This is a genomic window from Streptomyces sp. NPDC047079, from assembly GCF_040643755.1.
Classification (GTDB): domain Bacteria; phylum Actinomycetota; class Actinomycetes; order Streptomycetales; family Streptomycetaceae; genus Streptomyces.
On sequence record NZ_JBEYUZ010000004.1, the window covers coordinates 188,133 to 213,491 of the forward strand.

Annotated in this window: 22 protein-coding genes; 17 read left to right on the forward strand and 5 right to left on the reverse strand. The window is 72.5% G+C overall.

The genetic code is table 11. The features are described 5' to 3' along the window. Positions 1-24: 24 nt before the first annotated feature. Positions 25-762: an FCD domain-containing protein gene (locus ABZ823_RS07890; RefSeq protein ID WP_361655227.1), complete on the reverse strand. Its 738-nt coding sequence runs from the start codon at positions 760-762 to the stop codon at positions 25-27. Positions 763-837: 75 nt separating this feature from the next. On the opposite strand from ABZ823_RS07890, the gene ABZ823_RS07895 reads away from it, so the two are divergent. Genes ABZ823_RS07895 through ABZ823_RS07905 form a run of 3 tightly spaced genes read left to right on the forward strand, consistent with a single transcriptional unit; the run spans position 838 to position 4,387 of the window. Next, positions 838-2,208: a glutamine synthetase family protein gene (locus ABZ823_RS07895; RefSeq protein ID WP_361655230.1), complete on the forward strand. Its 1,371-nt coding sequence runs from the start codon at positions 838-840 to the stop codon at positions 2,206-2,208. Between the two features lie 23 nt (positions 2,209-2,231). Next, the gene (locus ABZ823_RS07900; RefSeq protein WP_361655882.1) at positions 2,232-3,599 is read left to right on the forward strand and encodes an aldehyde dehydrogenase family protein; all 1,368 of its coding nucleotides are present in this window, start codon (positions 2,232-2,234) and stop codon (positions 3,597-3,599) included. Then, positions 3,596-4,387, forward strand: a complete 792-nt coding sequence (locus ABZ823_RS07905; protein ID WP_361655233.1) for a 3-oxoacyl-ACP reductase — start codon at positions 3,596-3,598, stop codon at positions 4,385-4,387. Before ABZ823_RS07900 ends, ABZ823_RS07905 begins: the two co-directional genes overlap by 4 nt. 111 nt (positions 4,388-4,498) lie before the next feature. Here ABZ823_RS07905 and ABZ823_RS07910 read toward each other — a convergent pair whose 3' ends face one another. Beyond that, positions 4,499-5,701: an amino acid deaminase/aldolase gene (locus ABZ823_RS07910; RefSeq protein WP_361655236.1), complete on the reverse strand. Its 1,203-nt coding sequence runs from the start codon at positions 5,699-5,701 to the stop codon at positions 4,499-4,501. Between the two features lie 805 nt (positions 5,702-6,506). On the opposite strand from ABZ823_RS07910, the gene ABZ823_RS07915 reads away from it, so the two are divergent. Both ABZ823_RS07915 and mycP read left to right on the forward strand, forming a co-directional pair. Beyond that, positions 6,507-7,733 carry a hypothetical protein gene (locus tag ABZ823_RS07915; RefSeq protein WP_361655239.1) on the forward strand — a complete coding sequence of 409 codons (1,227 nt, stop codon included), beginning with the start codon at positions 6,507-6,509 and terminating at the stop codon, positions 7,731-7,733. Next, entirely contained in the window at positions 7,730-8,965 is a 1,236-nt protein-coding gene (gene mycP, locus ABZ823_RS07920) for a type VII secretion-associated serine protease mycosin (RefSeq protein ID WP_361655242.1), read from the forward strand. The genes ABZ823_RS07915 and mycP overlap by 4 nt, the downstream gene beginning before the upstream one ends. Before the next feature lie 60 nt (positions 8,966-9,025). Here mycP and ABZ823_RS07925 read toward each other — a convergent pair whose 3' ends face one another. Next, complete coding sequence (locus tag ABZ823_RS07925; RefSeq protein ID WP_361655244.1) at positions 9,026-9,988, reverse strand: serine hydrolase; 963 nt, start codon at positions 9,986-9,988, stop codon at positions 9,026-9,028. A 150-nt stretch (positions 9,989-10,138) separates the two neighbouring features. Here ABZ823_RS07925 and ABZ823_RS07930 point away from each other — a divergent pair, with 150 nt between their 5' ends. After that, positions 10,139-10,870 carry an SseB family protein gene (locus ABZ823_RS07930; RefSeq protein WP_361655247.1) on the forward strand — a complete coding sequence of 244 codons (732 nt, stop codon included), beginning with the start codon at positions 10,139-10,141 and terminating at the stop codon, positions 10,868-10,870. Positions 10,871-10,894: 24 nt separating this feature from the next. Here the strand turns inward: ABZ823_RS07930 and ABZ823_RS07935 are convergent, their stop codons facing one another. Beyond that, positions 10,895-11,308 carry a DUF1844 domain-containing protein gene (locus ABZ823_RS07935; RefSeq protein WP_361655250.1) on the reverse strand — a complete coding sequence of 138 codons (414 nt, stop codon included), beginning with the start codon at positions 11,306-11,308 and terminating at the stop codon, positions 10,895-10,897. A 338-nt stretch (positions 11,309-11,646) separates the two neighbouring features. On the opposite strand from ABZ823_RS07935, the gene infC reads away from it, so the two are divergent. The 10 genes from infC to ABZ823_RS07985 all read left to right on the forward strand — a co-directional run bounded on the left by infC (position 11,647) and on the right by ABZ823_RS07985 (position 23,110). Beyond that, entirely contained in the window at positions 11,647-12,369 is a 723-nt protein-coding gene (gene infC, locus ABZ823_RS07940; RefSeq protein ID WP_361655253.1) for a translation initiation factor IF-3, read from the forward strand. Between the two features lie 186 nt (positions 12,370-12,555). Further along, a complete protein-coding gene (gene rpmI / locus ABZ823_RS07945) occupies positions 12,556-12,750 on the forward strand; it encodes a 50S ribosomal protein L35 (protein WP_003947156.1) in 195 nt (64 codons plus the stop codon). Between the two features lie 96 nt (positions 12,751-12,846). After that, positions 12,847-13,230, forward strand: coding sequence for a 50S ribosomal protein L20 (rplT, locus tag ABZ823_RS07950; protein ID WP_055492778.1), 384 nt, complete (start codon positions 12,847-12,849; stop codon positions 13,228-13,230). A gap of 206 nt (positions 13,231-13,436) precedes the next feature. Beyond that, positions 13,437-14,297, forward strand: coding sequence for an RNA methyltransferase (locus ABZ823_RS07955; protein WP_361655255.1), 861 nt, complete (start codon positions 13,437-13,439; stop codon positions 14,295-14,297). A gap of 89 nt (positions 14,298-14,386) precedes the next feature. Beyond that, complete coding sequence (locus ABZ823_RS07960) at positions 14,387-15,541, forward strand: ATP-binding protein (protein WP_361655258.1); 1,155 nt, start codon at positions 14,387-14,389, stop codon at positions 15,539-15,541. 148 nt (positions 15,542-15,689) lie between these two features. Continuing rightward, the gene (gene pheS / locus ABZ823_RS07965; RefSeq protein WP_361655261.1) at positions 15,690-16,811 is read left to right on the forward strand and encodes a phenylalanine--tRNA ligase subunit alpha; all 1,122 of its coding nucleotides are present in this window, start codon (positions 15,690-15,692) and stop codon (positions 16,809-16,811) included. Beyond that, entirely contained in the window at positions 16,811-19,354 is a 2,544-nt protein-coding gene (gene pheT / locus ABZ823_RS07970) for a phenylalanine--tRNA ligase subunit beta (protein ID WP_361655264.1), read from the forward strand. The genes pheS and pheT overlap by 1 nt, the downstream gene beginning before the upstream one ends. 276 nt (positions 19,355-19,630) lie before the next feature. Then, positions 19,631-20,791 (forward strand): PP2C family protein-serine/threonine phosphatase, encoded by a 1,161-nt coding sequence (locus ABZ823_RS07975; RefSeq protein ID WP_361655266.1) that lies wholly within the window; start codon positions 19,631-19,633, stop codon positions 20,789-20,791. Positions 20,792-21,060: 269 nt separating this feature from the next. Further along, the gene (locus ABZ823_RS07980; RefSeq protein WP_361655268.1) at positions 21,061-22,401 is read left to right on the forward strand and encodes a transcriptional regulator; all 1,341 of its coding nucleotides are present in this window, start codon (positions 21,061-21,063) and stop codon (positions 22,399-22,401) included. A gap of 163 nt (positions 22,402-22,564) precedes the next feature. Beyond that, on the forward strand, positions 22,565-23,110 hold the full coding sequence (locus ABZ823_RS07985) for an NUDIX domain-containing protein (protein WP_361655271.1): 546 nt from the start codon (positions 22,565-22,567) through the stop codon (positions 23,108-23,110). A gap of 22 nt (positions 23,111-23,132) precedes the next feature. On the opposite strand, the gene ABZ823_RS07990 is transcribed toward ABZ823_RS07985, so the two are convergent. After that, positions 23,133-23,390, reverse strand: a complete 258-nt coding sequence (locus tag ABZ823_RS07990) for a hypothetical protein (RefSeq protein ID WP_361655274.1) — start codon at positions 23,388-23,390, stop codon at positions 23,133-23,135. 635 nt (positions 23,391-24,025) lie between these two features. On the opposite strand from ABZ823_RS07990, the gene ABZ823_RS07995 reads away from it, so the two are divergent. Beyond that, complete coding sequence (locus tag ABZ823_RS07995; RefSeq protein WP_361655277.1) at positions 24,026-25,324, forward strand: cation:proton antiporter; 1,299 nt, start codon at positions 24,026-24,028, stop codon at positions 25,322-25,324. The last annotated feature ends 35 nt before the right edge of the window (positions 25,325-25,359 follow it).

A 25,359-nucleotide genomic window follows, 5' to 3' on the forward strand; every position in this document is an offset into this window, starting at 1 on the left:
TACCAGGGGTGGGGGCGGGCGTGCTCACGCCAGGAACCCCCGCAGCAGCGCCGCCGTCCCCGCGCAGTGCTCCCGCATGATCTCCCGCGCGCCGTCCGCGTCCCCGTCGAGCACCGCCTCCACCAGCGCCTCGTGCTGCCGCTGCGAGTGCTCGAGGTTGCGCACCAGCAGCGGGATGCAGTCCAGCAGGTCGTTGACCGTCGCCCGGACGGCCGCGTACTGCGCCGTCAGCGACGGCGAGCCGCACAGCTCGGCCAGCGTGAGGTGCAGCAGCGTGTCCAGCCGCCGGTACTCCCCGAGAGGGGCGTCCTGCGTGCGCGCCAGCGCCTCCCGCAGCCGCTCGCCCTGCTCCCGGGTGAGGCCGTGCGCCGCGCACAGGCCCGCCGCCCCCACCTCCAGGACCTCGCGGAACCGGAGCACGTCCTCGATGTCGGTTCGCTCGACGCGCCGGCGCAGCTCGTCCTCGCCGCCCGCGCCGGTGCGCGGCCGCACGAAGGTGCCGCCGTAGCGCCCGCGCCGCGACTCCACCAGGCCCTGGTCCTGGAGCACCTTCAGCACCTCGCGCAGGGTCACCCGGCTGATCCCCAGCCGCTCCGCCAACTCCCGCTCGGCGGGCAGACGTTCGCCTCCGGGCACCAGCCCGAGACGGACGACCTGGAGGATCTGCTCCAGCGCCTCCTCGAAGCCGTTGCCCGCCCGCACGGGCCGCAGCACCGGTGTCAGCCGGTCCCGCGGGCCGCCGCCGGACTCCGCCTGCGACATCTGGCCGTGCCCCCTTCCCAAGAAATGGTTCTCGGAAATACCTTATGACTCTCGGCGGACCTAAGGAGACCTCCCGTGGCACACCGCACACCCCCGCTCGGCGTCGAGGAACTCCACGCCCTCGTCGCGGGCGGCGAGATCGACACCGTCGTCCTCGCCTTCCCCGACATGCAAGGGCGCCTCCAGGGCAAGCGGTTCGCCGCCCGCTTCTTCCTCGACGAGGTACTGGAGCACGGCACCGAGGGCTGCAACTACCTCCTCGCCGTCGACACCGAGATGAACACGGTCGACGGCTACGAGATGTCCTCCTGGGACCGCGGCTACGGCGACTTCGCCCTCCACCCGGACCTGAGCACCCTGCGCCGGGTGCCCTGGCACGACGGTACGGCCCTGGTCGTCGCCGACCTGGCCTGGAGCGACGGGTCCCCCGTGGCCGCCGCGCCCCGCCAGATCCTGCGCCACCAACTGGAGCGCCTGGCCGCCCTGGGACTGACCGCCCAGGTGGGCACCGAGCTGGAGTTCATCGTCTTCAAGGACACCTACGAGCAGGCCTGGGACGCGAACTACCGGGGGCTTACCCCGGCCAACCAGTACAACGTCGACTACTCCGTGCTCGGCACGGGCCGCATCGAGCCCCTTCTGCGCCGTATCCGCAACGAGATGGCGGGCGCCGGCCTCACCGTCGAGTCCGCCAAGGGCGAGTGCAACCCCGGCCAGCACGAGATCGCGTTCCGCTACGACGAGGCCCTGGTCACCTGCGACCAGCACGCCGTCTACAAGACCGGCGCCAAGGAGATCGCGGCCCAGGAGGGCGTCTCGCTCACCTTCATGGCCAAGTACAACGAGCGCGAGGGCAACTCCTGTCACATCCACCTCTCGCTCACGGACGAGCACGGGCGCCCCGCCATGGCCGGTACGCCGGACGACCCCGGCGGGATGTCCGAGGTGATGCGGCACTTCCTCGCGGGCCAGCTCGCCGCGCTGCGCGAGTTCACGCTCCTGTACGCCCCGGGTATCAACTCCTACAAACGCTTCCAGCCCGGCTCCTTCGCGCCGACCGCGGTCGCCTGGGGGCACGACAACCGCACCTGCGCCCTCAGGGTGGTCGGTCACGGCCGTTCGCTGCGCTTCGAGAACCGGGTGCCCGGCGGCGACGTCAACCCGCACCTCGCGGTCGCCGGGATGGTCGCGGCGGGCCTCCACGGCATCGAACAGAAGCTGGAGCTCCCCGACCCCTGCCCCGGCAACGCGTACACCGCCGAGTACGAGCACGTGCCCACCACCCTGCGCGAGGCCGCCGAACTCTGGGAGAACAGCTCCCTCGCCAAGGCCGCCTTCGGGGACGAGGTGGTGGCGCACTACCGCAACATGGCCCGCGTCGAGCTGGCGGCCTTCGACGCCGCGGTGACCGACTGGGAGCTGCGCCGCTCCTTCGAACGCATGTGAGAGGTCCTTCCTTGCCGAACGCGATGGAACTCCAGGTACTCAACCCGGCCACCGAAGAGGTCGTCGCCACCGTCCCCGCGGCGAGCCCGGCCGACGTGGACGCCGCCGTCGTACGCGCCGCGCGGGCACAGTCCCGGTGGGCGGCGCTCCCGCCCGGCGACCGCGCCCGGCTGCTGCGCCGGTTCGCGGCGGCGGTCGACGACCATCTGGAAGAACTCGCGTGGCTGGAGGTCCGCGAGGCCGGACACACGATCGGCAACGCCCGCTGGGAGGCGGGCAACGTCCGCGACCTGCTCGACTACGCGGCCGGGGGAGTGGAGCGCCTCACCGGCCGTCAGATCCCGGTCCCCGGCGGCCTGGACGTCACGATCCTCGAGCCGCTCGGCGTCGTCGGCGTCATCGCGCCCTGGAACTTCCCCATGCCGATCGCCGTGTGGGGCACGGCGCCCGCGCTCGCCGCCGGCAACGCTGTGCTCCTCAAACCAGCGGAGACGACACCGCTCACGGCCCTGCGCCTGGCCGAGCTGGGGGTCGCGGCGGGCCTGCCGGAAGGACTGTTCCAGGTGCTTCCGGGCCACGGCCCCGTCGCGGGCACCGCACTCGTCGAGCACCCGGGCGTCGCGAAGATCGTCTTCACCGGGTCGACGGCCGTCGGCAAGCAGGTGCTGGCCAAGGGCTCCGCCCTCCTCAAACGCGTCACCCTCGAACTCGGCGGCAAGAGCCCCAACATCGTCTTCGCGGACGCCGACCTCGACGCCGCCGCGGCCGCCGCCCCCATGTCCTTCCTCGACAACTCGGGCCAGGACTGCTGCGCCCGCACCCGCATCCTGGTCCAGCGCTCCGCCTACGACCGCTTCCTCGACCTCCTCGCCCCCGCGGTCGAATCCGTCGTCGTCGGCGACCCCGCCGAGGAGAGCACCCAGATGGGCCCGCTGATCTCCAGGACCCAGCTGGAACGCGTCCGCGGCTATGTCGACGCCGACGCGCCCGGCATCCGCGGCAAGGCCCCCGAAGGCCCCGGCTTCTGGTTCCCGCCCACCGTCCTCACCGGTGTCGAGCCGCACGCGCGCGTGGCCGTCGAAGAGGTCTTCGGGCCGGTCGCCGTCGTGCTGCCCTTCGAGGACGAGGCCGACGCGATCCGCCTCGCCAACGACACCCCGTACGGCCTCTCGGGCTCCATCTGGACCCGTGACGTCGGCCGCGCGCTGCGCGTCTCCGGCGCCGTCCGCGCGGGCAACCTGTCCGTCAACTCCCACTCCAGCGTCCGCTACTGGACCCCCTTCGGCGGCTTCAAGCAGTCGGGGATCGGCCGGGAACTCGGCCCGGACGCGCTGACCGCCTTCACCGAAACCAAGAACGTCTTCATCAGCACGGAGGGCCCCGCACAGTGACCTCGCAGACACCGGACATCATCTGCCGCCGCCTGGTCGGCCGGACCGCCGTCGTCACCGGAGCCGGCAGCGGCATCGGTCTCGCCACCGCGCGCCGCCTCGCCGCCGAGGGCGCCCACGTCGTCTGCGGCGACATCGACGAGACCCGCGGCAAGGCGGCCGCCGACGAGGTCGACGGGCTGTTCGTGAAGGTCGACGTCACCGACGCAGAGCAGGTCGAGGCGCTCTTCAAGGCCGCGTACGACACCTACGGCAGCGTCGACATCGCCTTCAACAACGCCGGCATCTCGCCGCCCGACGACGACTCCATCCTGGAGACCGGCCTCGAGGCCTGGAAGCGGGTCCAGGAGGTCAACCTGACCTCCGTCTACCTGTGCTGCAAGGCCGCCATCCCCTACATGCGGCGCCAGGGCAAAGGATCCATCGTCAACACGGCGTCGTTCGTCGCCCGCATGGGCGCGGCCACCTCGCAGATCTCGTACACCGCGTCCAAGGGCGGCGTGCTCGCCATGTCCCGCGAACTGGGCGTGCAGTTCGCCCGCGAGGGCATCCGGGTCAACGCCCTGTGCCCCGGGCCGGTCAACACCCCCCTGCTGCGGGAGCTGTTCGCCAAGGATCCCGAGCGGGCCGCACGCCGCCTGGTCCACATCCCGGTCGGCCGGTTCGCGGAGGCCGAGGAGATCGCCGCGGCGGTCGCGTTCCTCGCCAGTGACGACTCCTCCTTCGTCAACGCCACCGACTTCCTGGTGGACGGCGGCATCGCGGGCGCGTACGTCACGCCCTTGTAGGGGCGAAGGGGTACGGTCCGCGCCGTGTGAAGCATCTCCTGGCGTGGACCCAGGGCGCGGCCGCCGCCCCGGCGGCCGCACCCGTTCCGTCGGCCGCTCGGGCCGCCATCGTCACAGGAAGGTGTGCCCCTCGCCGCGGTAGGTCGGCACGGTCGCCGTGACCTCGTCGCCCTTCACCAGGTGCAGCACGTCGAACCGCTCGCACAGTTCGCCCGCCTTGGCGTGCCGGAACCACACCTTGTCGCCGATGAGGAGGTCGTCGGCGGGCGCACCCAGCAGCGGTGTCTGCACCTCGCCCGGGCCCTCCTGGGGGTCGTAGGCGAGACCCTCGGGCAGATACGGGACGGGCAGCCGGTCGCGTCCCGCGGCACCCGAGGCGGGGTAGCCGCCGCCCAGCACGGTCACCACCCCCACGCCAGGCCGGCGGACGACCGGCTGGGCGAACAGCGCGGCCGGACGCCCACGGAAGGAGGTGTAGTTGTCGAACAGCCGCGGCACGTACAGCCCCGAGCCCGCCGCTATCTCGGTCACCGCTTCCTCGGCCGCCGTGTACTGCACACTGCCCGTTCCCCCGCCGTTGACGAACTCCAGCTCCGGCGCCACGGACCGGACGGCACGCACCGCCTCGGCGCGCCTTCGGCCCAGCTCCTTGCGCGCCGCGGACTGCATCAGCCGGATGGCCCCCGACCGCAGCGGCCGGCCGGGCACCGCGTCACCGACACCGGCGATGTGGCCCTCGTAGGCCATGAGGCCCACCAGCCGGAAACCGGGCGTGCGCGCCACCGTCCGGGCCATCTCCGCGACCTGGGCGGGCGAGTGCAGCGGCGAGCGCCGCGCGCCGACGCGGACGCGCCCGCCGAGCAGCTTCAGCGAGGTGTCCAACTCCAGGCAGACACGCACCACTTCGGTGCCGCCGTCGCGGGCGTCGTCGATGAGGCGCAGCTGAGCCGGATCGTCGATCATCACCGTGACGGAGGCGGCGAGCTTGGGGTCGCCCGCCAGCTCGGCGTAGCCCCGCCGGTCGGCCGACGGATAGGCGAGCAGCACGTCGTCGAAACCGGACCGGGCCAGCCACAGGGACTCGGCGAGCGTGAAGGACATGACGCCCGCGAAACCCTCCCGCGACAGGACGCGTTCGAGCAGGGCACGGCACCGTACGGACTTGCTGGCGACCCGGATCGGCTTGCCGCCGGCCCTGCGCAGAAGGTCGTCGGCGTTGGCGTCGAACGCCTCCAGGTCCACGATCGCGACAGGCGCGTCGAGATGAGAGGTGGCCCGGTCGTAGCGGGCCCGGTCTGCGGCGCGGGCAGTCATGAACGAAGCCTGCCAGATGCGAATTCCGCAGGGTAGGGGGACGATCCGGGCAGATGCCCCGGTGCCGCCGACTGGTTCCCGTTCGAGGGGGATCAACCCGTAGAGTGACGCGCACGCGGGAAGTGACAGGCCCCGCCCCGGCGCGTACGCCGGGGATGGGTGTCCGTTCGTGCGGGTATGCCTGCCCAGGGACGGGCAGCGCGGCCCGCACCGCGCGTACGGACCGCTCCCCACGGGCGGTCGAACTCCCCCGGTGACCCCCGGGGCAGCCCGGCCACAACGAAACGGGGGGTGCATGAGCACGGAAGCGCGCCGCGCCTCCATCCCTCCGCGTCCGACCAATCCGCCCCGCCCGTCGAGCCCGCCGGGCGCGGCGCCCACGGGGCCCGACCGTACGCCCTCCGCTCCACAGCCGCCCGTGCCGGCGCCGCGCGACCACACCGCGGTCCCGGGCCGCCCCGAGCAGCCGCCCGCGGCGGGGGCCGCCCCCGGGCGCGACATCCCAGCCCGCCCCGCGACGCCGCCTCGGCCGAGCGGGACGCCGGGCAGGATCCCCGCACCCCAGCAACGGCCCTCCGCGCGCACGGTTCCGTCCCGTCCGGCGATCCCCGCGCAGGGCACGCCGCCGGCCACGAGGGAGCCGTCGTCCCCGGCGCGTGGGACACACCCGTCGGACCCGCGGCGGCCTGCCCCGGCCTCGGGCACGGCCGACCCGCGGCGCCCTGCCCCCACGGCGGCTCAGGCGTACGGCGCTTCGGAGGCTGTGGCCTCCGGTGCGGCCTCGGCTCCCGGCGCTACGGGGGCTGTGGCCTCCGCTGCGGCCTCGGCTCCCGGCGCGGCCCCGGCCCCCGGCGCATCCGATCCCCGGCGCCCCGCCCCGGCTCCCGGCGCATCCGATCCCTGGCGCCCCGTCTCCGCCTCCGGCGTCACCGCGGCCCCGGTCTCCGGCGGAGACCCGCAGACGCACGCGGGCGGTGCCGCCGCCTACCACCGACCCCCGAACCTCGGTCCCGACCGGTACGCCGAGCCCGCCGCCCCACCCCCGCCCGCGCCCTCCGCGCGCTTTCCGGACGCGCCGCCCACCGTCGGTGCGTCCCTGTCGGGTGCCGGACCGGACGTCTCACCCGCGTTGCCCGCCGAGGGCATCGTGGAGACGACCGCGCGCCTGCGGCCCGGCCCCGCCGAGGCCCGCCCCTTCACCTCGGCGCGCCCCTTCGTCACCTTCGCCCAGCCCGACACCCTTGACGCCGACACCGCGCGCCCGCGCCTCCTCGGCGCCCGGGTGAGCCCCCGTACCGCCGGGGCCGCCGTCTCCCTGGTCCTCGGGCTCGGACTCATCGGCGGTGCTCTCACCGGCAGTTGGCTCATCGACGACGGTCCGGGCGACGGAGCACAAGGAGCGTTCGCCGTCGCCGGAAGCCTCTGGCACGACGTGCCCGTCGACCAGCTCTTCCCGCCCACCGTCCATGGCCCGGGAGCCGGTCCCGGCGAAGCCGACCGCACCTGGACACGTGTCGCCGTCGCCCCCGACAGCGGCTGCGCGGACGCCTTCGACCCGCTGCTGCGCAAGGCCCTCGCCCCCGTCGGCTGTCTGCGGCTGCTGCGCGCCACCTACACGGACGCCACCCGCAGCCAGGTCACCACCGTCGGCCTGCTGTTCACCCGGGCCGACTCCGCCGCCATGAGCGCCCTGGCAGGCCGCTTCAAGAAGGAGGGCCTCGGCCGGCGCACCGACCTGATGCCCCGCCCCTACGCCGCCGAGGGCACCGTCGCGGCGGGATTCGGCGACGCCCAGCGAGCCTCCTGGACGATCTCGATCCGCACGGACGTCCCCGTCGTCGTGTACGCCGTCTCCGGCTTCGCCGACGGCCGCACCGTCACCGAACCGCAGCCCGCCGAGGACGCCATGAAGCCCGGTGCGACCACCGCCCCCGCCCAGGCGGGCCTCGGCAACGACGCGACGGGCCTCGCCGACCGCATCGGGGCCGCCCTCCGCAAAACCGTCACCGCGGCCACGGAGAAGCCGTCATGAACCCCGGTAAGACCGCCCGCCCGCGGCCCCGCACCACCGCGGAAGGCGCCGTCACGAAGAGCCGCAGGACCGGCGCCCGCCTCCTGACCGTCCTGCTCGCCGGCTCCCTGGCCCTGCTGCCGTCCAGCGCCGCGCACGCCGACGGCATCCGCGCCAAGGAGTGGGCCCTCGACGCCCTGCACGCCCACGAGGTCTGGCAGACCACCAAGGGCAGGGGCATCACCGTCGCCGTCCTCGACACCGGCGTGGACGCGACCCACCCCGACCTGGCGGGCAACGTGCTCGCCGACAAGGACATGGTGGGCTTCGGCGCACGGCCCGGAGACCGTCCCTGGGGCAGGCACGGCACCGCCATGGCCGGTCTCATCGCCGGTCACGGCCATGGCATCGGTGACTCCGACGGCGTCATGGGCATCGCACCCGAGGCGAAGATCCTCCCGGTCCGCGTCATCCTCGAAGAGGGCGATCCGGTCCGTTCGAAGGCGCGCAACACCCGGGGCAACGCCCTCGCCGAGGGCATCCGCTGGGCCACCGACCACGGCGCCGACGTCATCAATCTCTCCCTCGGGGACGACTCCGACTCCGCGCACCCGGAAGCCGCCGAGGACGAGGCGGTGCAGTACGCCCTGAAAAAGGGCGCGGTCGTCGTCGCCTCGGCCGGCAACGGCGGCGACAAGGGCGACCACATCTCGTATCCGGCGGCCTACCCGGGTGTCATCGCGGCGACCGCCGTCGACCACTACGGCACCCGCGCCTCCTTCTCCACCCGCCGCTGGTACGCCACGGTCAGCGCGCCCGGCGTGGACGTCGTCATCGCCGACCCGGACCGCAAGTACTACGAGGGCTGGGGCACCAGCGCGGCCTCCGCGTTCGTCTCGGGCGTCGTCGCGTTGATCAAGGCGGCCCATCCGGGCCTCAGCCCGGCCCAGATCAAGCGGCTTTTGGAGGAGACGGCCCGCGACGTCCCCACCGGCGGTCGCGACGACTCCCGCGGCTTCGGCTTCGTGGACCCCGCGGCGGCCGTCAAGGCGGCGGCGAAGCTCAAGCCGGAGAACACCCGGGCGGCCCGGTACGACAGCGAGTACTTCGGCCCGGGCCCCGTCTCGGCTGACAACGGTACGCGGTCCCCGGACTGGGCGGGCCTGCTGGCGGGCGGACTGGGCGCGGTGCTGCTGGTGGTGTCGGTGGTGCTGTGGCGAGGCCGTAGCAGGTCACGCTCCGCCGGCTTCTGACGCGCCCGCCCATCCCGACAGGTCTCGCCGGTCCCCAGCCCTCGGCCTTTCCCCCGGCTCTCAGGCCGGTTCGTCCGCGAAAACGGAAACCGCCGCCCGCGCGGCCGCCTCCACCAGCAAAACGCCCTTCGCCTTGGTGGAGTTGCCGTTCGACAGCGCCACCACCAGACAGCGGTGCCCGCCGGCCGTGACCCGCCCGATGCTGTTGATGTCCCACAGCCCGGTCGTGCTGCGGGGCAGCCAGCCGTTCTTCAAGGCCCACTGCGCGCCGTCCGCCGCCGCCGACACACCCCAGCGCTGGTCCTCCGCGATGTCGCCCATGAGCCCCCGCAGATATCCTCGCGAGGCCTTGCTCAGCTGGGAAGTGTCCCCGAACACTTGCTGGAGCAGGGCGAGTTGGTCGGCCGCCGTGGTCCGGGTCAGTCCCCACAGCGCGCCGTCACCGCCCGCGGTGTCCGTCAGGCCGAAACGCTTGTTCGCGGTGTCGAGGCCGTCCGCCTGCCCGATCGCCGTCCACAGCGCCGACGCGGAGGCGTTGTCACTGTTCTCGATCATCGCGGTGGCGTACGTCCGCTCCTGCGCGGTCAGGTGCCGGCCGGCGTCCTGCGCCTGGAGCAGCAGCGTCGCCAGGATGTCGACCTTCACGATGCTCGCCGTGTCGAAGGTGCCGTCGCCGTACACGGCGCGCTCACCGGAGTCCGACTCCATCACCGCCACGGCCACGTCCGCGCCGTCCTCGACGGCGACCGCCTTCATGGCCTTCGCCAGCAGCGCGTTGCGGTCCGCCGAGGGCTCCGCCGCAGGTTCCACCGACGCCTCCTCGCTCACCGGGGCCGGCGCCGAGGGTGTCGCCGACGACTGCGACGATACGGCGCCCCCGTCGGCGTGCGCCTGCGCTTTCACATACGCGCTCGCGGCGGCCGCGCCGCCGACGATGACGGCGGAGGCCAGCGCCGTGCACAGCAGCGGGCGGCGTCGCGGGGAGCGGGCACGGCGTCGTCGGGGGGCTCTGTGGGACTCCATGCCCGCGATACTCGGGGCCGGTGCTGTGCGCGCCGTTTGTCGGACGTGAAATCCGTGTCAGTAGCTTCTGAGGAAACCGTGAAGCGGGTGACCGCTGTGTTTCAGGGTCGGCACAAGCCCAGCGGAGACCCCCCTATAGGGTCGGTGACCGTGGCGAACAAGAACATTCCCGACTCCGGCTTCTCCGACGACGACGGCGCGGCCGACCCCCGGCTGAGCACGGCGCTCGCCGCGTGGGCCGAGGACCGGGCTGCCGTGGCGCCCGTCCTTCAGGCGCTGAAGGACGCACGGCTCCTCGTGCCCGTCGTCGCGGTCCTCGGGGAGGCGGAGGAGGACGAGAACGGCCTGCGCCGCGAGAAGACCAGCGACATGGCCGTACCGACGCTGCGGGCCGGCGGCCGCACGGCGCTGCCCGCCTTCACGTCCACGGACGCCCTGGCACGCTGGGACCCGGCCGCCCGTCCCGTCGCCGTACCCCTGCACCGGGCCCTCCAGGCGGCGGCGCACGAGAAGGCCGACACGGTCGTGCTGGACGTGTCGGGGCCGGTGCCCTTCGAGCTGACGGGCCCCGCGCTGCTGGCGCTCGCGGAGGGCCGTACCAGTGCCGACCCCCTCGAGGACCCCGCGGTGATCGAGGCCGTGCGCTCCGCCGTCGCCGCGGAACCGTCGGTGCTCCGCGCCCATCTGGGTCCCGGAGAGGCCGACGGCACCCTGGCGCTGGTCCTCGATCCGTCGGTGCCCCCGGCTCAGGCCGCCCGCGCCGTCGCCGGGCGGCTGGCGGCCGACGAAACGCTGAGGGCCCGCCTGGTGCGCGGTCTCGACCTGGCACTGCTGCCGGCCGGGGTGACGCCTCCGGGCGAGCCCTTGTACGTACGCGGGTGAATCAGCCGTGTGGGCGCTTCCGGGTCAGCCGTAGACGGGGCCGGTGTACTTCTCGCCCGGTCCCTGGCCCGGCTCGTCCGGGACGATCGACGCCTCGCGGAACGCCAGCTGGAGCGACTTCAGACCGTCGCGCAGCGGAGCCGCGTGGAAGGAGCTGATCTCCGTCGCGCTCGCGTCGAGCAGACCGGCGAGGGCGTGAACCAGCTTGCGGGCCTCGTCCAGGTCCTTGTACTTGTCGCCCTCCTCGGTCAGACCGAGCTTCACGGCGGCGGCGCTCATCAGGTTGACGGCGACGGTCACGATCACCTCGACCGCGGGGACCTCCGCGATGTCACGGGTCATGGCGTCGAAGTCGGGGCTCCCGGCGGCGGCCGGGGATTCTGCGGCGGCCGGGGATTCTGCGGAAGCCCGGGATTCCTCGCGGGAGGTGTCACTCATGTCCCACACGATAGGCCCCGGGGCGCGCCCGCCCGCGCGCGGGAGGCCGGGCGGCCGGGGCCGTGGATGCCCGGTGCACGCCGGTTCGCACCTGTCCCGGGGAGCTGCTAACCTGGTGTGACGACCGGCTGAGCACGACTGTGCCCGGCCCACAAGTGGAGGCTCCGATCTCCCACCTGACCGTCCTCCGGGACGGCGGGTCACCGGTCAGGCGGCCACCACCGTTCCGTACGGACGGTGGAGTCGCCCGAGAGTGCGCCCCGCGGTCACCGCGGCGGTGCTCCGGAAGGTTCGGAGTCCCGCCTGTGTACCGTCCGGGGCATTTTTCATGTGCTGGGATGGTTGGTCCTTATGTCAACCGGACATACGCGGCTGTCCGCCAGGCGGCCGTGTGGTGCTACCGAGGAGGATCCATCAGCACCGAGCCCCGCATCAACGACCGGATTCGCGTTCCCGAGGTGCGACTTGTCGGTCCCAGTGGCGAGCAGGTCGGTATCGTGCCGCTTGCCAAGGCCCTGGAGCTTGCGCAGGAGTACGACCTGGACCTGGTCGAGGTCGCGGCGAACGCCCGTCCGCCCGTGTGCAAGCTCATGGACTACGGGAAGTTCAAGTACGAGTCGGCCATGAAGGCCCGTGAGGCGCGCAAGAACCAGGCGCACACGGTCATCAAGGAGATGAAGCTCCGGCCGAAGATCGACCCGCACGACTATGACACCAAGAAGGGTCACGTCGTCCGGTTCCTCAAGCAGGGCGACAAGGTCAAGATCACGATCATGTTCCGTGGTCGCGAGCAGTCCCGGCCCGAGTTGGGCTACCGACTGCTTCAGCGGCTCGCGGAGGACGTCCAGGACCTCGGTTTCGTCGAGTCGAACCCGAAGCAGGACGGCCGCAACATGATCATGGTTCTCGGTCCGCACAAGAAGAAGACCGAGGCGATGGCCGAGGCTCGTCAGGCGCAGGAGGCTCGCAAGGCGGAGGCGAAGGCCCACCCCGGCCGCTCGCAGAACGCCGCTGAGGCCGAGACCGCTGAGGCCCCGGCCGAGGCTTCCGCCGAGGCGTGATCCCGGGGCCGAGGCCCCGGGGGAGCACCGGACGTACGGACGTACGGACCGCCGCGAGGCGGACGTACGGACCCCGGAAAGCCCGGGACAGCAGTCCCAGGACGTAACCGATACAAGAGACGTTCCATCGTGCCCGGTTTTCACAACCGGGCACCGGAACGCCACCGACGAGGAGAGAACGGCGCTATGCCGAAGAACAAGTCGCACAGCGGTGCCAGCAAGCGCTTCAAGATCACCGGCTCCGGCAAGGTGCTCCGCGAGCGCGCCGGCAAGCGCCACCTGCTCGAGCACAAGTCGTCCCGTCTGACGCGTCGCCTCACCGGCAACGCCGAGATGGCCCCGGGCGACGCCAAGAAGATCAAGAAGCTTCTCGGCAAGTGACGCGGCGGCGCGCCTAGCGCCGAACGTCTGGACCGGGACCCAATCGTTTCCGGGCCGTGTGAGTTCCACCGCGGCCCCGCTACAAGGAGTTAACAAGTGGCACGCGTCAAGCGGGCAGTCAACGCCCACAAGAAGCGCCGGGCGATCCTCGAGCAGGCCTCCGGCTACCGCGGTCAGCGTTCGCGCCTGTACCGCAAGGCCAAGGAGCAGGTCACCCACTCGCTGGTCTACAACTACAACGACCGCAAGAAGCGCAAGGGCGACTTCCGTCAGCTGTGGATCCAGCGCATCAATGCCGCTGCCCGCGCCAACGGCATCACCTACAACCGCTTCATCCAGGGTCTGAAGGCCGCGAACGTCGAGGTCGACCGCAAGATCCTCGCGGAGCTGGCCGTCAACGACGCGGGCGCGTTCGCCGCGCTCGTCGAGGTCGCGCAGAAGGCGCTGCCGGCGGACGTGAACGCCCCCAAGGCGGCCTGAACCGCCGCGTCGGCCCAGCCGATGTGACTGAACGGACCCGCAGGCTCCCGCAGCCTGCGGGTCCGACTGTGTTCGGCGGCCCCGGCGGGTCGTCCGGCGCCGCTGGACGACCCACTCCGTCCGGCCCCGGATCCCGCCGCCGTGGCGCAGCGCCGTCGCCGCACAGTCGCCGCACAGCAACCCTTGAACTCCCGAAGGTGACACACATGCCCCCCGCCGCCCCCGAGCCGCTCTCCCCCCGCTCGCCTCGCGTCAGCGCGGCGCGGCGCCTGGCAAGGCGGAACTTCCGGGGGAAGGAGCGGCTCTTCCTCGCGGAGGGGCCGCAGGCGGTGCGCGAGGCCGCCGGGCACCGGAGCGCCGGTGGGGCCACGCTGGTGGAGCTGTTCGCCACCCCGGACGCCGCGGAGCGGTACGCCGACATCGTGGGGCGGGCCCGGGAGGCCGGTGCCCGTGTCCATCTCGCGGACGAGGACGTGATCGCCGACATCTCCACCACCGTCACCCCGCAGGGACTGGTCGGGGTCTGCCGGTTCCTGGACACCCCGTTCGACGAGATCCTCGGCGGCAGCCCCCGCCTCGTCGCGGTCCTCGCCCACGTCCGCGACCCCGGCAACGCCGGAACGGTGCTGCGGTGCGCCGATGCCGCCGGAGCCGAGGCCGTCGTCCTCACCGATGCCTCCGTCGACCTCTACAACCCCAAGGCCGTCCGCGCCTCCGTCGGATCCCTCTTCCACCTGCCGGTCGCCGTCGGCGTTCCCGTCGAGCAGGCCGTGGCGGGCCTGAAGGAGGCCGGTGTGCGGATCCTGGCCGCCGACGGGGCGGGCGACCGCGACCTGGACGACGAACTCGACGAGGGCACCATGGGCGGCCCCACCGCCTGGGTGTTCGGCAACGAGGCCTGGGGGCTCCCGCAGGAGACCCGCGCACTGGCGGACGCGGTGGTGCGGGTGCCCATCCACGGGAAGGCCGAGAGCCTGAACCTCGCGACCGCCGCCGCCGTATGTCTCTATGCGTCCGCCCGAGCACAGCGCGCCGTCGGAGGGTGCCGTTCCGTCACCCCCGGCTAGTAGGGTGGCGGGCTCGGGGGCCCTCCCCCCAGCTCTCGGCTTGAGCGGGGAGGCAGGTCCCCAGGCCAGACGAGAAGTGGGGTACGGGGATGGGTGTCGGCACGAGCAGAGCACCGGGAGCACGGGATGCGCACCGCGCGCCCGCCTCCCGGCGCGGTGATCTCGCCGAACCCGGCATCGACCCGGACGAACTCCCCGACGGACTCGTGATCGCCGACGAGCACGGCCATGTGATCTGCTTCAACGCCGCGGCCGCCCGCATCACCGCCGTCCCCGCCGCCGAAGCCCTCGGCAGACCCCTCGAGCACGCGCTGCCGCTGGAGGACCTGGAGGGGCGGCGCTGGTGGCAGCTGACCGATCCCTACGGCGGGCTCGCCATCCGGGTCCGGCAGCCCGAGCGCAATCTGCTGCTTCCGGGAGGGCGCGAGGTCCTCGTCTCGGCGCGCTACGTGCGCGCGTACCCGAACGGGCCCATCCGACGGGTCGTCGTCTCCCTGCGTGACACCGAGGCGCGGCGCCGCACCGAGCGCAGCCACGCCGAGCTGATCGCCACCGTGGCCCATGAGCTGCGCTCGCCCCTCACCTCCGTCAAGGGCTTCACGGCCACCCTGCTCGCCAAGTGGGAGCGCTTCACCGACGACCAGAAACGGCTGATGCTGGAGACCGTCGACGCCGACGCCAACCGGGTCACCCGGCTCATCGCGGAGCTTCTCGACATCTCCCGCATCGACTCCGGGCGGCTGGAGCTGCGCCGGCAGCCCGTCGACATGGGCGCGGCGGTGGGACGGCACATCCAGGCGTACGTCACCGCGGGGCAGCCCGCGGACCGCTTCCTGCTGCGCATCGAACAGCCGCTGCCCGCCCTGTGGGCCGACCCCGACAAGATCGACCAGGTGCTCAGCAACCTCATCGAAAATGCCGTGCGCCACGGCGAGGGAACCGTCACGATTGACGTCACGCCCGCGGTGTCCCCCCGCGATGGGGGCCCCGGGGAGCGCGACGAGAACAGAGCCACGTCGGTCACCGTGAGCGACGAGGGCCCCGGCATTCCGGAGGAATCCATGAACCGCGTCTTCACCCGCTTCTGGCGGGGCAGCAAGCGCGGTGGCACGGGCCTCGGGCTCTACATCGTCAAGGGCATCGTCGAGGCCCACGGGGGCACCATCACGGTCGGCCGCGCCCCCGGCGGCGGCGCGGAGTTCCGATTTACCCTGCCTGTGGGGACCCCGGCGTATCTGCTGTAGACGCCGCCCGAGCACCCATGGGCGCATTCGCTTTCCCCGGCACCGTTAGACTCGGCCTTTGGCACCTTTGCGTCCCGAAGACGGAGACGATTCACTCACGAGTCGGTGACGGGGACCCTCAGCCAGCCAATCGGAAGCACGGGAAGAGATGTCGGCACCCAATAAGTCGTACGACCCTGTCGAGGTCGAGGCCTTGAAACCGGAAGAGATCGAGCGCATGCGGGACGAGGCGCTCGCCGCCTTCACCGCCGCGGACTCCCTCGACACGCTCCACGAGGCCAAGGTCGCCCACACCGGCCCCGCCTCGCCGCTGGCCCTGGCCAACCGCGAGATCGGCGCCCTGCCCCCGCACGCCAAGGCCGAGGCCGGCAAGCGCGTCGGCATGGCCCGCGGCGCCGTGAACAAGGCCCTCGCCGCCCGCCAGGCCGAGCTCGAGGCCGAGCGGGACGCCCGCGTCCTGGTCGAGGAGTCGGTGGACGTCACGCTGCCCCACGACCGCGTCCCGGCCGGCGCCCGCCACCCGCTGACCACGCTCTCGGAGCGCATCGAGGACGTCTTCGTGGCCATGGGCTACGAGGTCGCCGAGGGCCCCGAGGTCGAGGCGGAGTGGTTCAACTTCGACGCCCTCAACATCGGCCCGGACCACCCGGCCCGTGGTGAGGCCGACACGTTCTTCGTTCAGGGCCCCGAGGGCGGCACCGAGTCCGGCGTCGTGCTGCGCACCCACACCTCGCCCGTGCAGATCCGCTCGCTGCTCGACCGTGAGCTGCCGGTCTACGTGATCTGCCCCGGACGCGTCTACCGCACCGACGAGCTGGACGCCACCCACACGCCCGTCTTCCATCAGGTCGAGCTGCTCGCCGTGGACGAGGGCCTGACCATGGCCGACCTCAAGGGCACCCTGGACCACATGGTCCAGTCGCTTTTCGGTGAGGGCATGAAGACCCGGCTGCGGCCGAACTTCTTCCCGTTCACCGAGCCGAGCGCCGAGATGGACATGCTCTGCTACGTCTGCAAGGGCGAGTCCGTCGGCAACCCCGACCGGCCCTGCCGCACCTGCTCGTCCGAGGGCTGGATCGAGCTCGGCGGCTGCGGCATGGTCAACCCGCGGGTGCTCACCGCCTGCGGTGTCGACCCGGAGAAGTACAGCGGCTTCGCCTTCGGGTTCGGCATCGAGCGGATGCTGATGTTCCGCCACAACGTCGAAGACATGCGAGACATGGTCGAGGGTGACGTCCGGTTCACCCGGCCGTTCGGGATGGAGATCTGATGCGGGTCCCGCTTTCTTGGCTGCGGGAGTACGTCGACCTGCCGGCGACTGAGACCGGGCGCGACGTCCAGGCCAAGCTCATTTCGGCAGGCCTCGAGGTCGAGACCGTCGAGCAGCTCGGCGCCGACCTCAAGGGGCCGCTCGTCGTCGGCCAGGTGCTGACCATCGAGGAGCTGGATGGCTTCAAGAAGCCGATCCGCTTCTGCACCGTCGACGTCGGCCAGGCCAACGGCACCGGCGAGCCGCAGGAGATCGTCTGCGGCGCCCGCAACTTCTCCGTCGGCGACAAGGTCGTCGTGGTCCTGCCAGGTGCCGTGCTCCCCGGCGGCTTCGCGATCTCCGCGCGCAAGACGTACGGCCGGAACTCGCACGGCATGATCTGCTCCAGCGAGGAGCTGGGCATGGGCGACGACGGCACCAAGGGCATCATCGTGCTGCCGCCGGAGACCGAGGTCGGCAAGGACGCCATCGAGCTGCTCGAGCTCGTCGACGAGGTCCTCGACATCGCCGTCACCGCGAACCGCGGCGACTGCCTGTCCATCCGCGGTGTCGCCCGTGAGACCGCCATCGCCTACGGCCTGCCGCTGCGCGACCCGGCGCTGCTCGACGTCCCGGCCCCGAACGCGTTCGGCCACCCGGTGAGGATCTCCGAACCGCGCGGCTGCGACCGCTTCACCGCCCGCACGGTCTCCGGCCTCGACCCCCAGGCACACTCCCCGATCTGGTTGCAGCGCCGGCTCCAGAAGGTCGGCATGCGCCCGATCTCGCTCGCCGTCGACATCACCAACTACGTGATGATGGAGATCGGCCAGCCGCTGCACGCCTACGACCGCAGGCTGGTGCAGGGCCCGATCGGCGTGCGCCGGGCCGAGGAGGGCGAGAAGCTCACCACCCTCGACGGTGTGACGCGCACGCTGCACGCCGAGGACCTCGTGATCACCGACGACGGCGGCCCCATCGGCCTCGCGGGCGTCATGGGCGGCGCCAACACCGAGATCGCCGACCTCCCCCGAGTTCCAGGGGAGACGCCCGTCGACGGCCCGGAGAACGCGACCACCGAGGTCGTCATCGAGGCCGCGCACTTCGACCAGATCTCCATCGCGCGCACCGCCCGCCGTCACAAGCTGTCCTCGGAGGCGTCCCGCCGCTTCGAGCGCGGCGTCGACCCGCAGGCCGCCTCCGCGGCGGCCCAGCGGGCGGTCGACCTGCTCGTGCTGCTCGCGGGCGGCACGGCCGACGCCGGCGTCACCGAGGTCATCGCGCCGTCCGCGCCGCACACCATCGCCATGCCCGCCGACCACCCGGACCGGGTCGCGGGCGTCGAATACGGCCGTGAGACCGTCGTCCGCCGCCTCCAGGAGGTCGGCTGCGACGTATACGGGCAGGACGAGCTGATCGTCACCGTCCCGTCCTGGCGGCCGGATCTCACCGACCCCAACGACCTGGCCGAAGAGGTCATCCGCCTGGAGGGCTACGAAAACCTGCCCTCCACGCTGCCCCGGCTCCCCTCGGGCCGCGGGCTGACCCAACGGCAGCGGCTGCACCGCCGGGTCGGACGGGCCCTCGCCGGCGAGGGGTACGTCGAGGCGCCGAACTACCCGTTCGTCAGCGAGCAGGTCTTCGGCCAGTTCGGTCTGGAGGCCGACGACCCGGCCCGCCGGGTCGTCAAGCTGGTCAACCCGCTCAGCGACGAGGAGCCCGCCCTCCGTACGACGCTGCTGCCGGGCCTGCTCGGCGCGCTGCGCCGCAACGACGGCCGTGGCAACCACGACCTGGCGCTGTTCGAGACCGGACTCGTCTTCCATCCCCAGACCGTCGGGGAGCGGCGGGCGGCCGTGCACCTGCCCGTCGACCGGCGCCCGACCGACGAGGAGATCGCGGAGCTGAACGCGGCGCTGCCCGAGCAGCCGCGCCATGTCGCCGTCGTCCTCGCGGGCGCTCGGGAACAGGCCGGCTGGTGGGGCAAGGGCCGCCCGGCCGACTGGGCCGACGCCGTCGAGGCGGCGCGGACCGTGGCCCGCGAGACGGGGGCCGAGCTGATCGTCCGCAAGGGCCAGTACGGGCCGTGGCACCCGGGCCGCTGCGCCGAGCTGGCGGTCGCCGTGGACGGCACCGAGCGGGTCGTGGGCCACGCGGGCGAGCTGCACCCGCGCGTGGTCAAGGCGCTGGGCCTGCCCGAGCGCACCTGCGCGATGGAGCTGAACCTGGACGTCCTGGAGCAGGTGGGCGACGGCACCCCGCAGGCGCCGCACATCTCCGCCTTCCCCGTCGCCACGCAGGACGTCGCCCTGGTCGTGGACAAGGCGGTCCCGCAAGCGGACGTCGAGGCCGCGCTGCGCGAGGGCGCGGGTGAGCTGCTGGAGTCCATCCGGCTGTTCGACGTCTACGAGAGCGCTCAGCTCGGCGACGACAAGAAGTCGCTGGCCTACGCGCTGCGCTTCCGCGCCTCCGACCGCACCCTGACCGTCGACGAGGCCTCCGCCGCCCGTGACGCGGCGGTCGCGCTGGCGGCCGAGCGCACCGGCGCTGCGCTGCGGAGCTAGTGCCCCAACAGGCAGCGTTCGCCCCGTCGGGCGAGAGGCACCATCCGCCCGGACCGGGACGAGGGGAGCCGCAGGTCGTTCCCGGCCGCGCGGCTCCCCTCGTCGCATACGGGCGCGCCTCCGTGATCCCCTCGCCCACCTCACTCATTAGGGTGGCGAGTCCGGATGATCCCTACCGGCGGCCGGTCCGGTCGACAGAATCGGACCGCCCCAGGAGCGTGAGGTGGGACTCCGCGGGCCGCTTCTGCGCACTCAGGGCTCTCATGGGGGGCCGGCATGATCCGTATCAAGGCTGGGTCCCCTCGCGGGCCGCGGCCGGATGTACATTCCCGCGGCCGGTGGGGCTCCGCCGTCGCCCGGGGCGTCCGCCATGGCTCCCGCAGGGGCCCCCGGCGTTTGCGGCGGGCGCTCGCGGTCGGGCTGCCCACCGTATGGGGTGCGACCGCGATCACGTACAAGCTGGCCTGTCCGCTCGCCGAGCAGCACACCATCGGTGCGCGGGTCGTGGGCAGCGCGGCGTTCCTTGCGGCCGGCGCGGGGCTGCTCCTGCACGTCCGGCACGCGTACCTGCGCGAGCTGAGGCAGGCCCGGAAGGTCGCGGGCGCCGCCCAGAGCGTGCTGCTGCGCCCGCTGCCGCCGTGGATCGACGGGCTGCGCGTGGCCGCCGCCCAGGTGTCCGCGGACCGCGGGGCCGTCGTCGGCGGTGATCTGTACGAGGTGATCGCCACGGAGCACGGGGTCCGCGTCGTGATCGGCGATGTGCGCGGACACGGACTGACGGCCCTCGCCACCGCCGCCGCCGTTCTCGGCAGCTTCCGCGAGGCGGCGCACGACGAGTCCGAACTCGCCCCGCTGCTGCGCCGACTGGACCGGGCGCTGGCCCGGCACCTGCGCGAGCGGGTCCGGGCGGAACACCCCTCGTCCGGCCGGGAGCCGGACAGCCCGGTCGTGGAGGAGTTCGTGACGCTCCTGCTGCTGGAGATCGGCCGCGAGGGAGAGCTGCGCGCCCTCAACTGCGGCCATCCGTGGCCGTATCTGCTCCAGCGGGGCAGGGCCGTCCCCCTCAGCCGGTCCGAACCCCTGCCTCCACTCGGGCCGTTCCCGCTTCCGGACGACCTGCCCGCCACCGACTGCGGGCGACTGCCGCCCGGACAGGCGCTGTTCCTGCACACCGACGGAGCGGAGGACGCCCGCGACCCGCACGGGGGCTTCTTCCCCCTGTCCACCGCCCTGGCCAGGGCCGTCAGCGACGACGTCGTACCCCAGAGCGTGCTGCGCACCGTCTTCGCGGATCTGCTCCACCACACCGGCGCACGCTTCACCGACGACGTGGCCCTTCTGGTCCTGCGCAACGACCGCCGCGGAGGCGCCCCGGCAGGTGCGTGGGGAACCTCGCGACAAGCCACCACGGATCCGCGTCCGACGAAGCACCGGTAGCCGGCCGACGTGCCCGGCGGAGCGCCGTCGCGCCGTCCGCCCCGCCACGGAGTGTCGGGCAGGCAGCTGGGCGGACGGCGCGGAGTCGGGCCGCCGCACTGTACGAGGGGGAGCCGGCGGCCCGCCGGCCTCTTGCGAGGGGTTTCAGTCAACCGGCCGGAAACTCTCCGCAACAGCGCACGCACAGCCCGGATGCGCGCACTTGGTTCACACCCCGTGTGAACCCCGACGCACTACGCTGTCCGCACCGAGCCACCGGAGGGCCTTTCATGCAGCCCAACACCCTGCTCGACGCGATCCTCGACGAGGCCGGGATATCCCACGCGGGACTCGCCGCGCATGTCAACCAGGTGGGGCGGGCGCGCGGACTCGCGCTGAGGTACGAACACACCGCCGTGGCGCGGTGGTTGAAGGGCCAGCGTCCGCGCGGCCAGGTGCCCGACCTGATCTGCGAGGTGCTCGCCGCCCGGCTGCACCGCCCGGTGACCCTCGACGACATCGGCCTCGGTGTGCCGGGTGAACCGGCCGCCCCGCACGGCTCCGGCCTCTCGGGTTTCGTCGAACGGGCCACCGCCCTGTGGCGCTCCGACGAACAGCAGCGCCCCCACATCCTCGATGCCCCGGCGGTCACGGGCACACCCGCCGTGATGCCGGTGTGGGAGTGGGAGAACCCGCCCGAGGACGTGGACGTCTCGCGGGGCGGCCGGCACCGGGTAACCCCCGCCGACGTCGAGATGCTGCGTGCTGCCCGCGCCCACTACGAGCAGATGTACCGCAAGGCGGGCGGCATAGCGACCCGCAGCCGGATCGTCGGCTTCCTCAACTCCGAGACGGCGCCGCTGCTGCGCGGCAGCTACACCGACGCCATGGGCCGCCAATTGCACCGTGCCACCGGCGGTCTGGTGGCGATCGCCGGCATCTGCGCGTACGACTCGGACGCCCACGGCCTCGCCCAGCGCTACTTCCACCAGGCCCTGCGCCTGGCGAAGGCCAGCGGGGACCGCGGGCTCGGCGCGTATGTGATAGCGCTGCTCGTCAACCAGTCACTGTTCATGAAGGAGTACCGGCAGGCCGTCGCCTTCGCCGAGGCCGCACTGCGCACGGCGGGCACGCACATCACCCCGGCGCTCGCCTCCGACCTCTATGCGATGCAGGCGAAGGCGTACGCGCATCTCGGCGATGCGACGAGCGCCCTGTCCTGCATCCGGCGGGCCGAGTCGGCCGCCGAGCGCATCCGGCGCGGCCACGAACCCGACGAGACCGGCTATGTCCAGCCCGGTCTCGTCAACGTCCAGGTCGCGGAGGCACTGCTCAGCCTCGGTGATCTGACGGCGGCGGGGGAGCACGCCGCGGCCGCCGTGGACACGCCCGCGCACGACCGTGGCCGGGTGCACCGGCTCGCGATGCTCAGCCAGATCGAACTACGGCAGGGCAACGCCGACAAGGCGGTGGCCACCGCGGTCGAAATGGCGGAACAGGCGCGGGGGATGGAGTCCATGCGGCTGCGCGACAGACTGCGTGCGGTACGCGAACACCTGGCGCGCAGTGGCTGCGCGGGAACGGCCGAGGCGGCCGAACTCATCGACGGCGCCCTGCGCGTACCGCTGTAGAGAGCCGGTCGGCCGCTGCCGGAGGGTCGCCCCGGCCCGGCGGTCTTCCCCCCGGTGGAGACCGCCGCGCCCGCCGCTGCGCCGGGCGTGCGCCGCTGTGAGCCTGCTGAGTCACCGCTCCTGCTGCGATATTGCCACTTACTCAGCGGAAGGTGGCAGAACCGTGCAGTGGACGAAACTGAACGAACAAACTGTGTATGCAAACCGCTGGTTCAGCGTCAATCTGGCGGATGTGGAGTTGCCGGACGGCCGGCACCTGGACCACTTCCTGATACGGCTTCGGCCCGTCGCCGTGGCCACCGTCGTCAACGAGGCCAACGAGGTACTGCTGCTGTGGCGGCACCGCTTCATCACCGACAGCTGGGGGTGGGAGCTCCCGGCGGGGGTCGTGGAGGACGGCGAGGACATCGTCGCCGCGGCGGCCCGCGAACTCGAGGAGGAGACCGGCTGGCGGCCGGGACCTCTGCGCCATCTCATGAGCGTCGAACCGTCCAACGGACTCACCGACGCCCGGCACCACGTCTACTGGGCCGGCGAGGGAGAGTACGTCGGACACCCCGTGGACGACTTCGAGTCGGACCGTCGGGAATGGGTTCCCCTCAAGCTCGTCCCCGACCTGGTCGCCCGCGGGGAGGTCCCGGCCGCCAACATGGCGGCCGCGTTACTCCTGTTGCACCACCTCAGGCTCGGGCAGGACGCATTGCCCTGACCCCCACCGCGACGGGGACCCCCTAGCGGCCCAGTGCCTGCCAGATCGCCACGACGAGCGCGCCCACCGCCGTGAGGGCGGCCACCGCGGGCAGCGGCCAGCGCGTGTGCTCCAGCGCCACGACCCTCACCGTCAGTTCGTCGAGATCCTTGGCGTTCTGCTCGGCGCGATGACCAAGCAGGGCCAGACCTCCCTCGACCCGTGCGTGCGCCACATCGAGGCGACGGCGTAACTCTGCGACTTCTCCATGGATCACGGGATGCTCGGGGTCGGCGGTCACGTGTCCGCTCCTTTCCGTAGTCGGCACATCCCTTGCATGCACATGAAGAGTCAACCCGGCTGGTGGACGCGTGGGGAGAGTGTGCGAAAGGCATATGCGTGTCCCCGTCGCACACGGTGTGTGAATGGCACGGGCCCGGCACCGCGAACGGCGCCGGCCCCGTGCAGGCCCAAGACTCACGGTCCGTGACCAGCGGAGGGTGGGGAGAGCCCCGGGACCAGCCGTAGGTGGAGAAGCTCCGGTCAACCCGTTCAACGAGCCGGGAACCGCTTGGCGGCCACTATGAGTTACGGCGATCCGGAGGATCCACGAGTGAGGCAAGCAGGGAGAAGCGCAGGGTAGCCGTTGCCGGAAGGCTTGACGGCACCACTCCATGCGACACGCAGAAGGGTGCACGATGAGTAACCGGCAATCGGCGCCGAGCCAGGGCGTGACCAGGGGCGGCGGCCGTGGCTGCTGCCGGCGTTCTTAGAACGCAGAAGGTTTCGGCGTAGCTCCAGAGAAACCGTCATCCGGGTCTGGGACTTCGGCGACCTGGCGTGCCGGCGATCGAGCTCGGGTTCGAGTTCACCGCGCCACCGACGACCTCAATGCCCGGCCCCCTTGATCCGACGAGAATCCAGCGAGGCCGCCCCGTGATCCAACCCCTTTCCACACCCCATCTGATCACCTTCCTGCTGCAGATCGCCCTCCTGCTGGCCCTCGCCCTGGCGTTGGGCCGGTTGGCGGTCCGCTTCGGCCTGCCCGCGCTCACCGGCGAGCTGTTCGCCGGCGTCCTGGCCGGGCCGACGGTCTTCGGGCACGCCGCCCCAGGCCTGCAGCACTGGCTGTTTCCGGTTGCCGCCGAGCAGGCCCATCTGCTCGACGGGCTCACCCAACTCGGCGCGCTGCTCCTGGTCGGCATCACCGGCGCGCAGCTCGACCACGGCTTGCTGCGCCGCCGCGGCTCCGTCGCGCTGCGGATCAGCCTCGGCGGGCTGATCGTCCCCGGCGGCCTGGGGATCGCGACCGGGTTCCTGCTGCCCGGCTCCCTGATCCCGGCCCACATGCCGCGCGCGACGTTCGCGCTGTTCGTCGGGGTCGCGATGTGCGTCACGGCCATTCCGGTGATCGCCAAGATCCTGAGCGACCTGGACCTGTTGCACCGCAATCTCGGGCAGCTCATCATGACCGCGGCGCTGTTCGACGACGCGGCGGCCTGGCTGCTGCTGTCGGTCGCGTCGGCGCTCGCGGCCCACGACTCCGCGGACGCCTCGCTGCCCCGGACGTTCGGCTACCTGGTCGTGATCCTGGTGGTGGCGGTCCTGGCTCGCCGGATCGTCGGACCGATGCTGCGGGTCTGTGCTCGGCTCGCGGACCCGGGCCCGACCATCGCGGTCGCCGTCGTGCTCTGCTTCGCCGCCGGCGCGGCGACCGCGGCCGCCGGGCTGGAACCGTTGTTCGGGGCCTTCGTCGCCGGCGTCAGTCTGCTCAGCCTCGCCGATCCGGCGCAGCTCGCGCCGCTGCGGTCGATCGTCATGGCGGTGTTGGCGCCGCTGTTCCTGGCCGCGATCGGCCTGCGCATGGATCTCACGGCGCTGCGGCACCCGCCGGTGCTGGCCGCTGCGGTGGCGGTGGTGGCCGTCGCGACGGTCGGCAAGTTCGCCGGCGCCTACCTCGGCGCCCGGGCCGGCCGGCTCGAGCCGGCCGAGGGGATGGCACTCGGCATCGGCATGAACGCCCGCGGTGTGGTCGGCGTGGTGATCGCGATGGCCGGACTCCAGCTCGGGGTGCTCAGCCCCGACGCGTTCACGGTCCTGGCACTGATGGCGATGGTCACTTCGCTGGTGACGCCGCCGCTGTTGCGCCGCGCCATGAGGCGCTTCGTCCCGGACGAGGAGGAGCTGACGCGTGAGCGGCAGCTGGCGGCGTGGAGCGTCACATCAGCATCGTGACGGATACCGTCAGCCGGCACGCACCCCGGTGCGCG

Coding starts and splice junctions, on each gene's coding strand:
- ABZ823_RS07890 (WP_361655227.1), bottom strand. CDS start 762: ATGTCGCAGGCGGAGTCCGGCGGCGGCCCGCGGGACCGGCTGACACCG.
- ABZ823_RS07900 (WP_361655882.1), top strand. CDS start 2,232: ATGGAACTCCAGGTACTCAACCCGGCCACCGAAGAGGTCGTCGCCACC.
- ABZ823_RS07910 (WP_361655236.1), bottom strand. CDS start 5,701: ATGACTGCCCGCGCCGCAGACCGGGCCCGCTACGACCGGGCCACCTCT.
- mycP (WP_361655242.1), top strand. CDS start 7,730: ATGAACCCCGGTAAGACCGCCCGCCCGCGGCCCCGCACCACCGCGGAA.
- ABZ823_RS07925 (WP_361655244.1), bottom strand. CDS start 9,988: ATGGAGTCCCACAGAGCCCCCCGACGACGCCGTGCCCGCTCCCCGCGA.
- ABZ823_RS07935 (WP_361655250.1), bottom strand. CDS start 11,308: ATGAGTGACACCTCCCGCGAGGAATCCCGGGCTTCCGCAGAATCCCCG.
- infC (WP_361655253.1), top strand. CDS start 11,647: ATGGTTGGTCCTTATGTCAACCGGACATACGCGGCTGTCCGCCAGGCG.
- rpmI (WP_003947156.1), top strand. CDS start 12,556: ATGCCGAAGAACAAGTCGCACAGCGGTGCCAGCAAGCGCTTCAAGATC.
- ABZ823_RS07955 (WP_361655255.1), top strand. CDS start 13,437: ATGCCCCCCGCCGCCCCCGAGCCGCTCTCCCCCCGCTCGCCTCGCGTC.
- ABZ823_RS07960 (WP_361655258.1), top strand. CDS start 14,387: ATGGGTGTCGGCACGAGCAGAGCACCGGGAGCACGGGATGCGCACCGC.
- pheS (WP_361655261.1), top strand. CDS start 15,690: ATGTCGGCACCCAATAAGTCGTACGACCCTGTCGAGGTCGAGGCCTTG.
- pheT (WP_361655264.1), top strand. CDS start 16,811: ATGCGGGTCCCGCTTTCTTGGCTGCGGGAGTACGTCGACCTGCCGGCG.
- ABZ823_RS07975 (WP_361655266.1), top strand. CDS start 19,631: ATGATCCGTATCAAGGCTGGGTCCCCTCGCGGGCCGCGGCCGGATGTA.
- ABZ823_RS07980 (WP_361655268.1), top strand. CDS start 21,061: ATGCAGCCCAACACCCTGCTCGACGCGATCCTCGACGAGGCCGGGATA.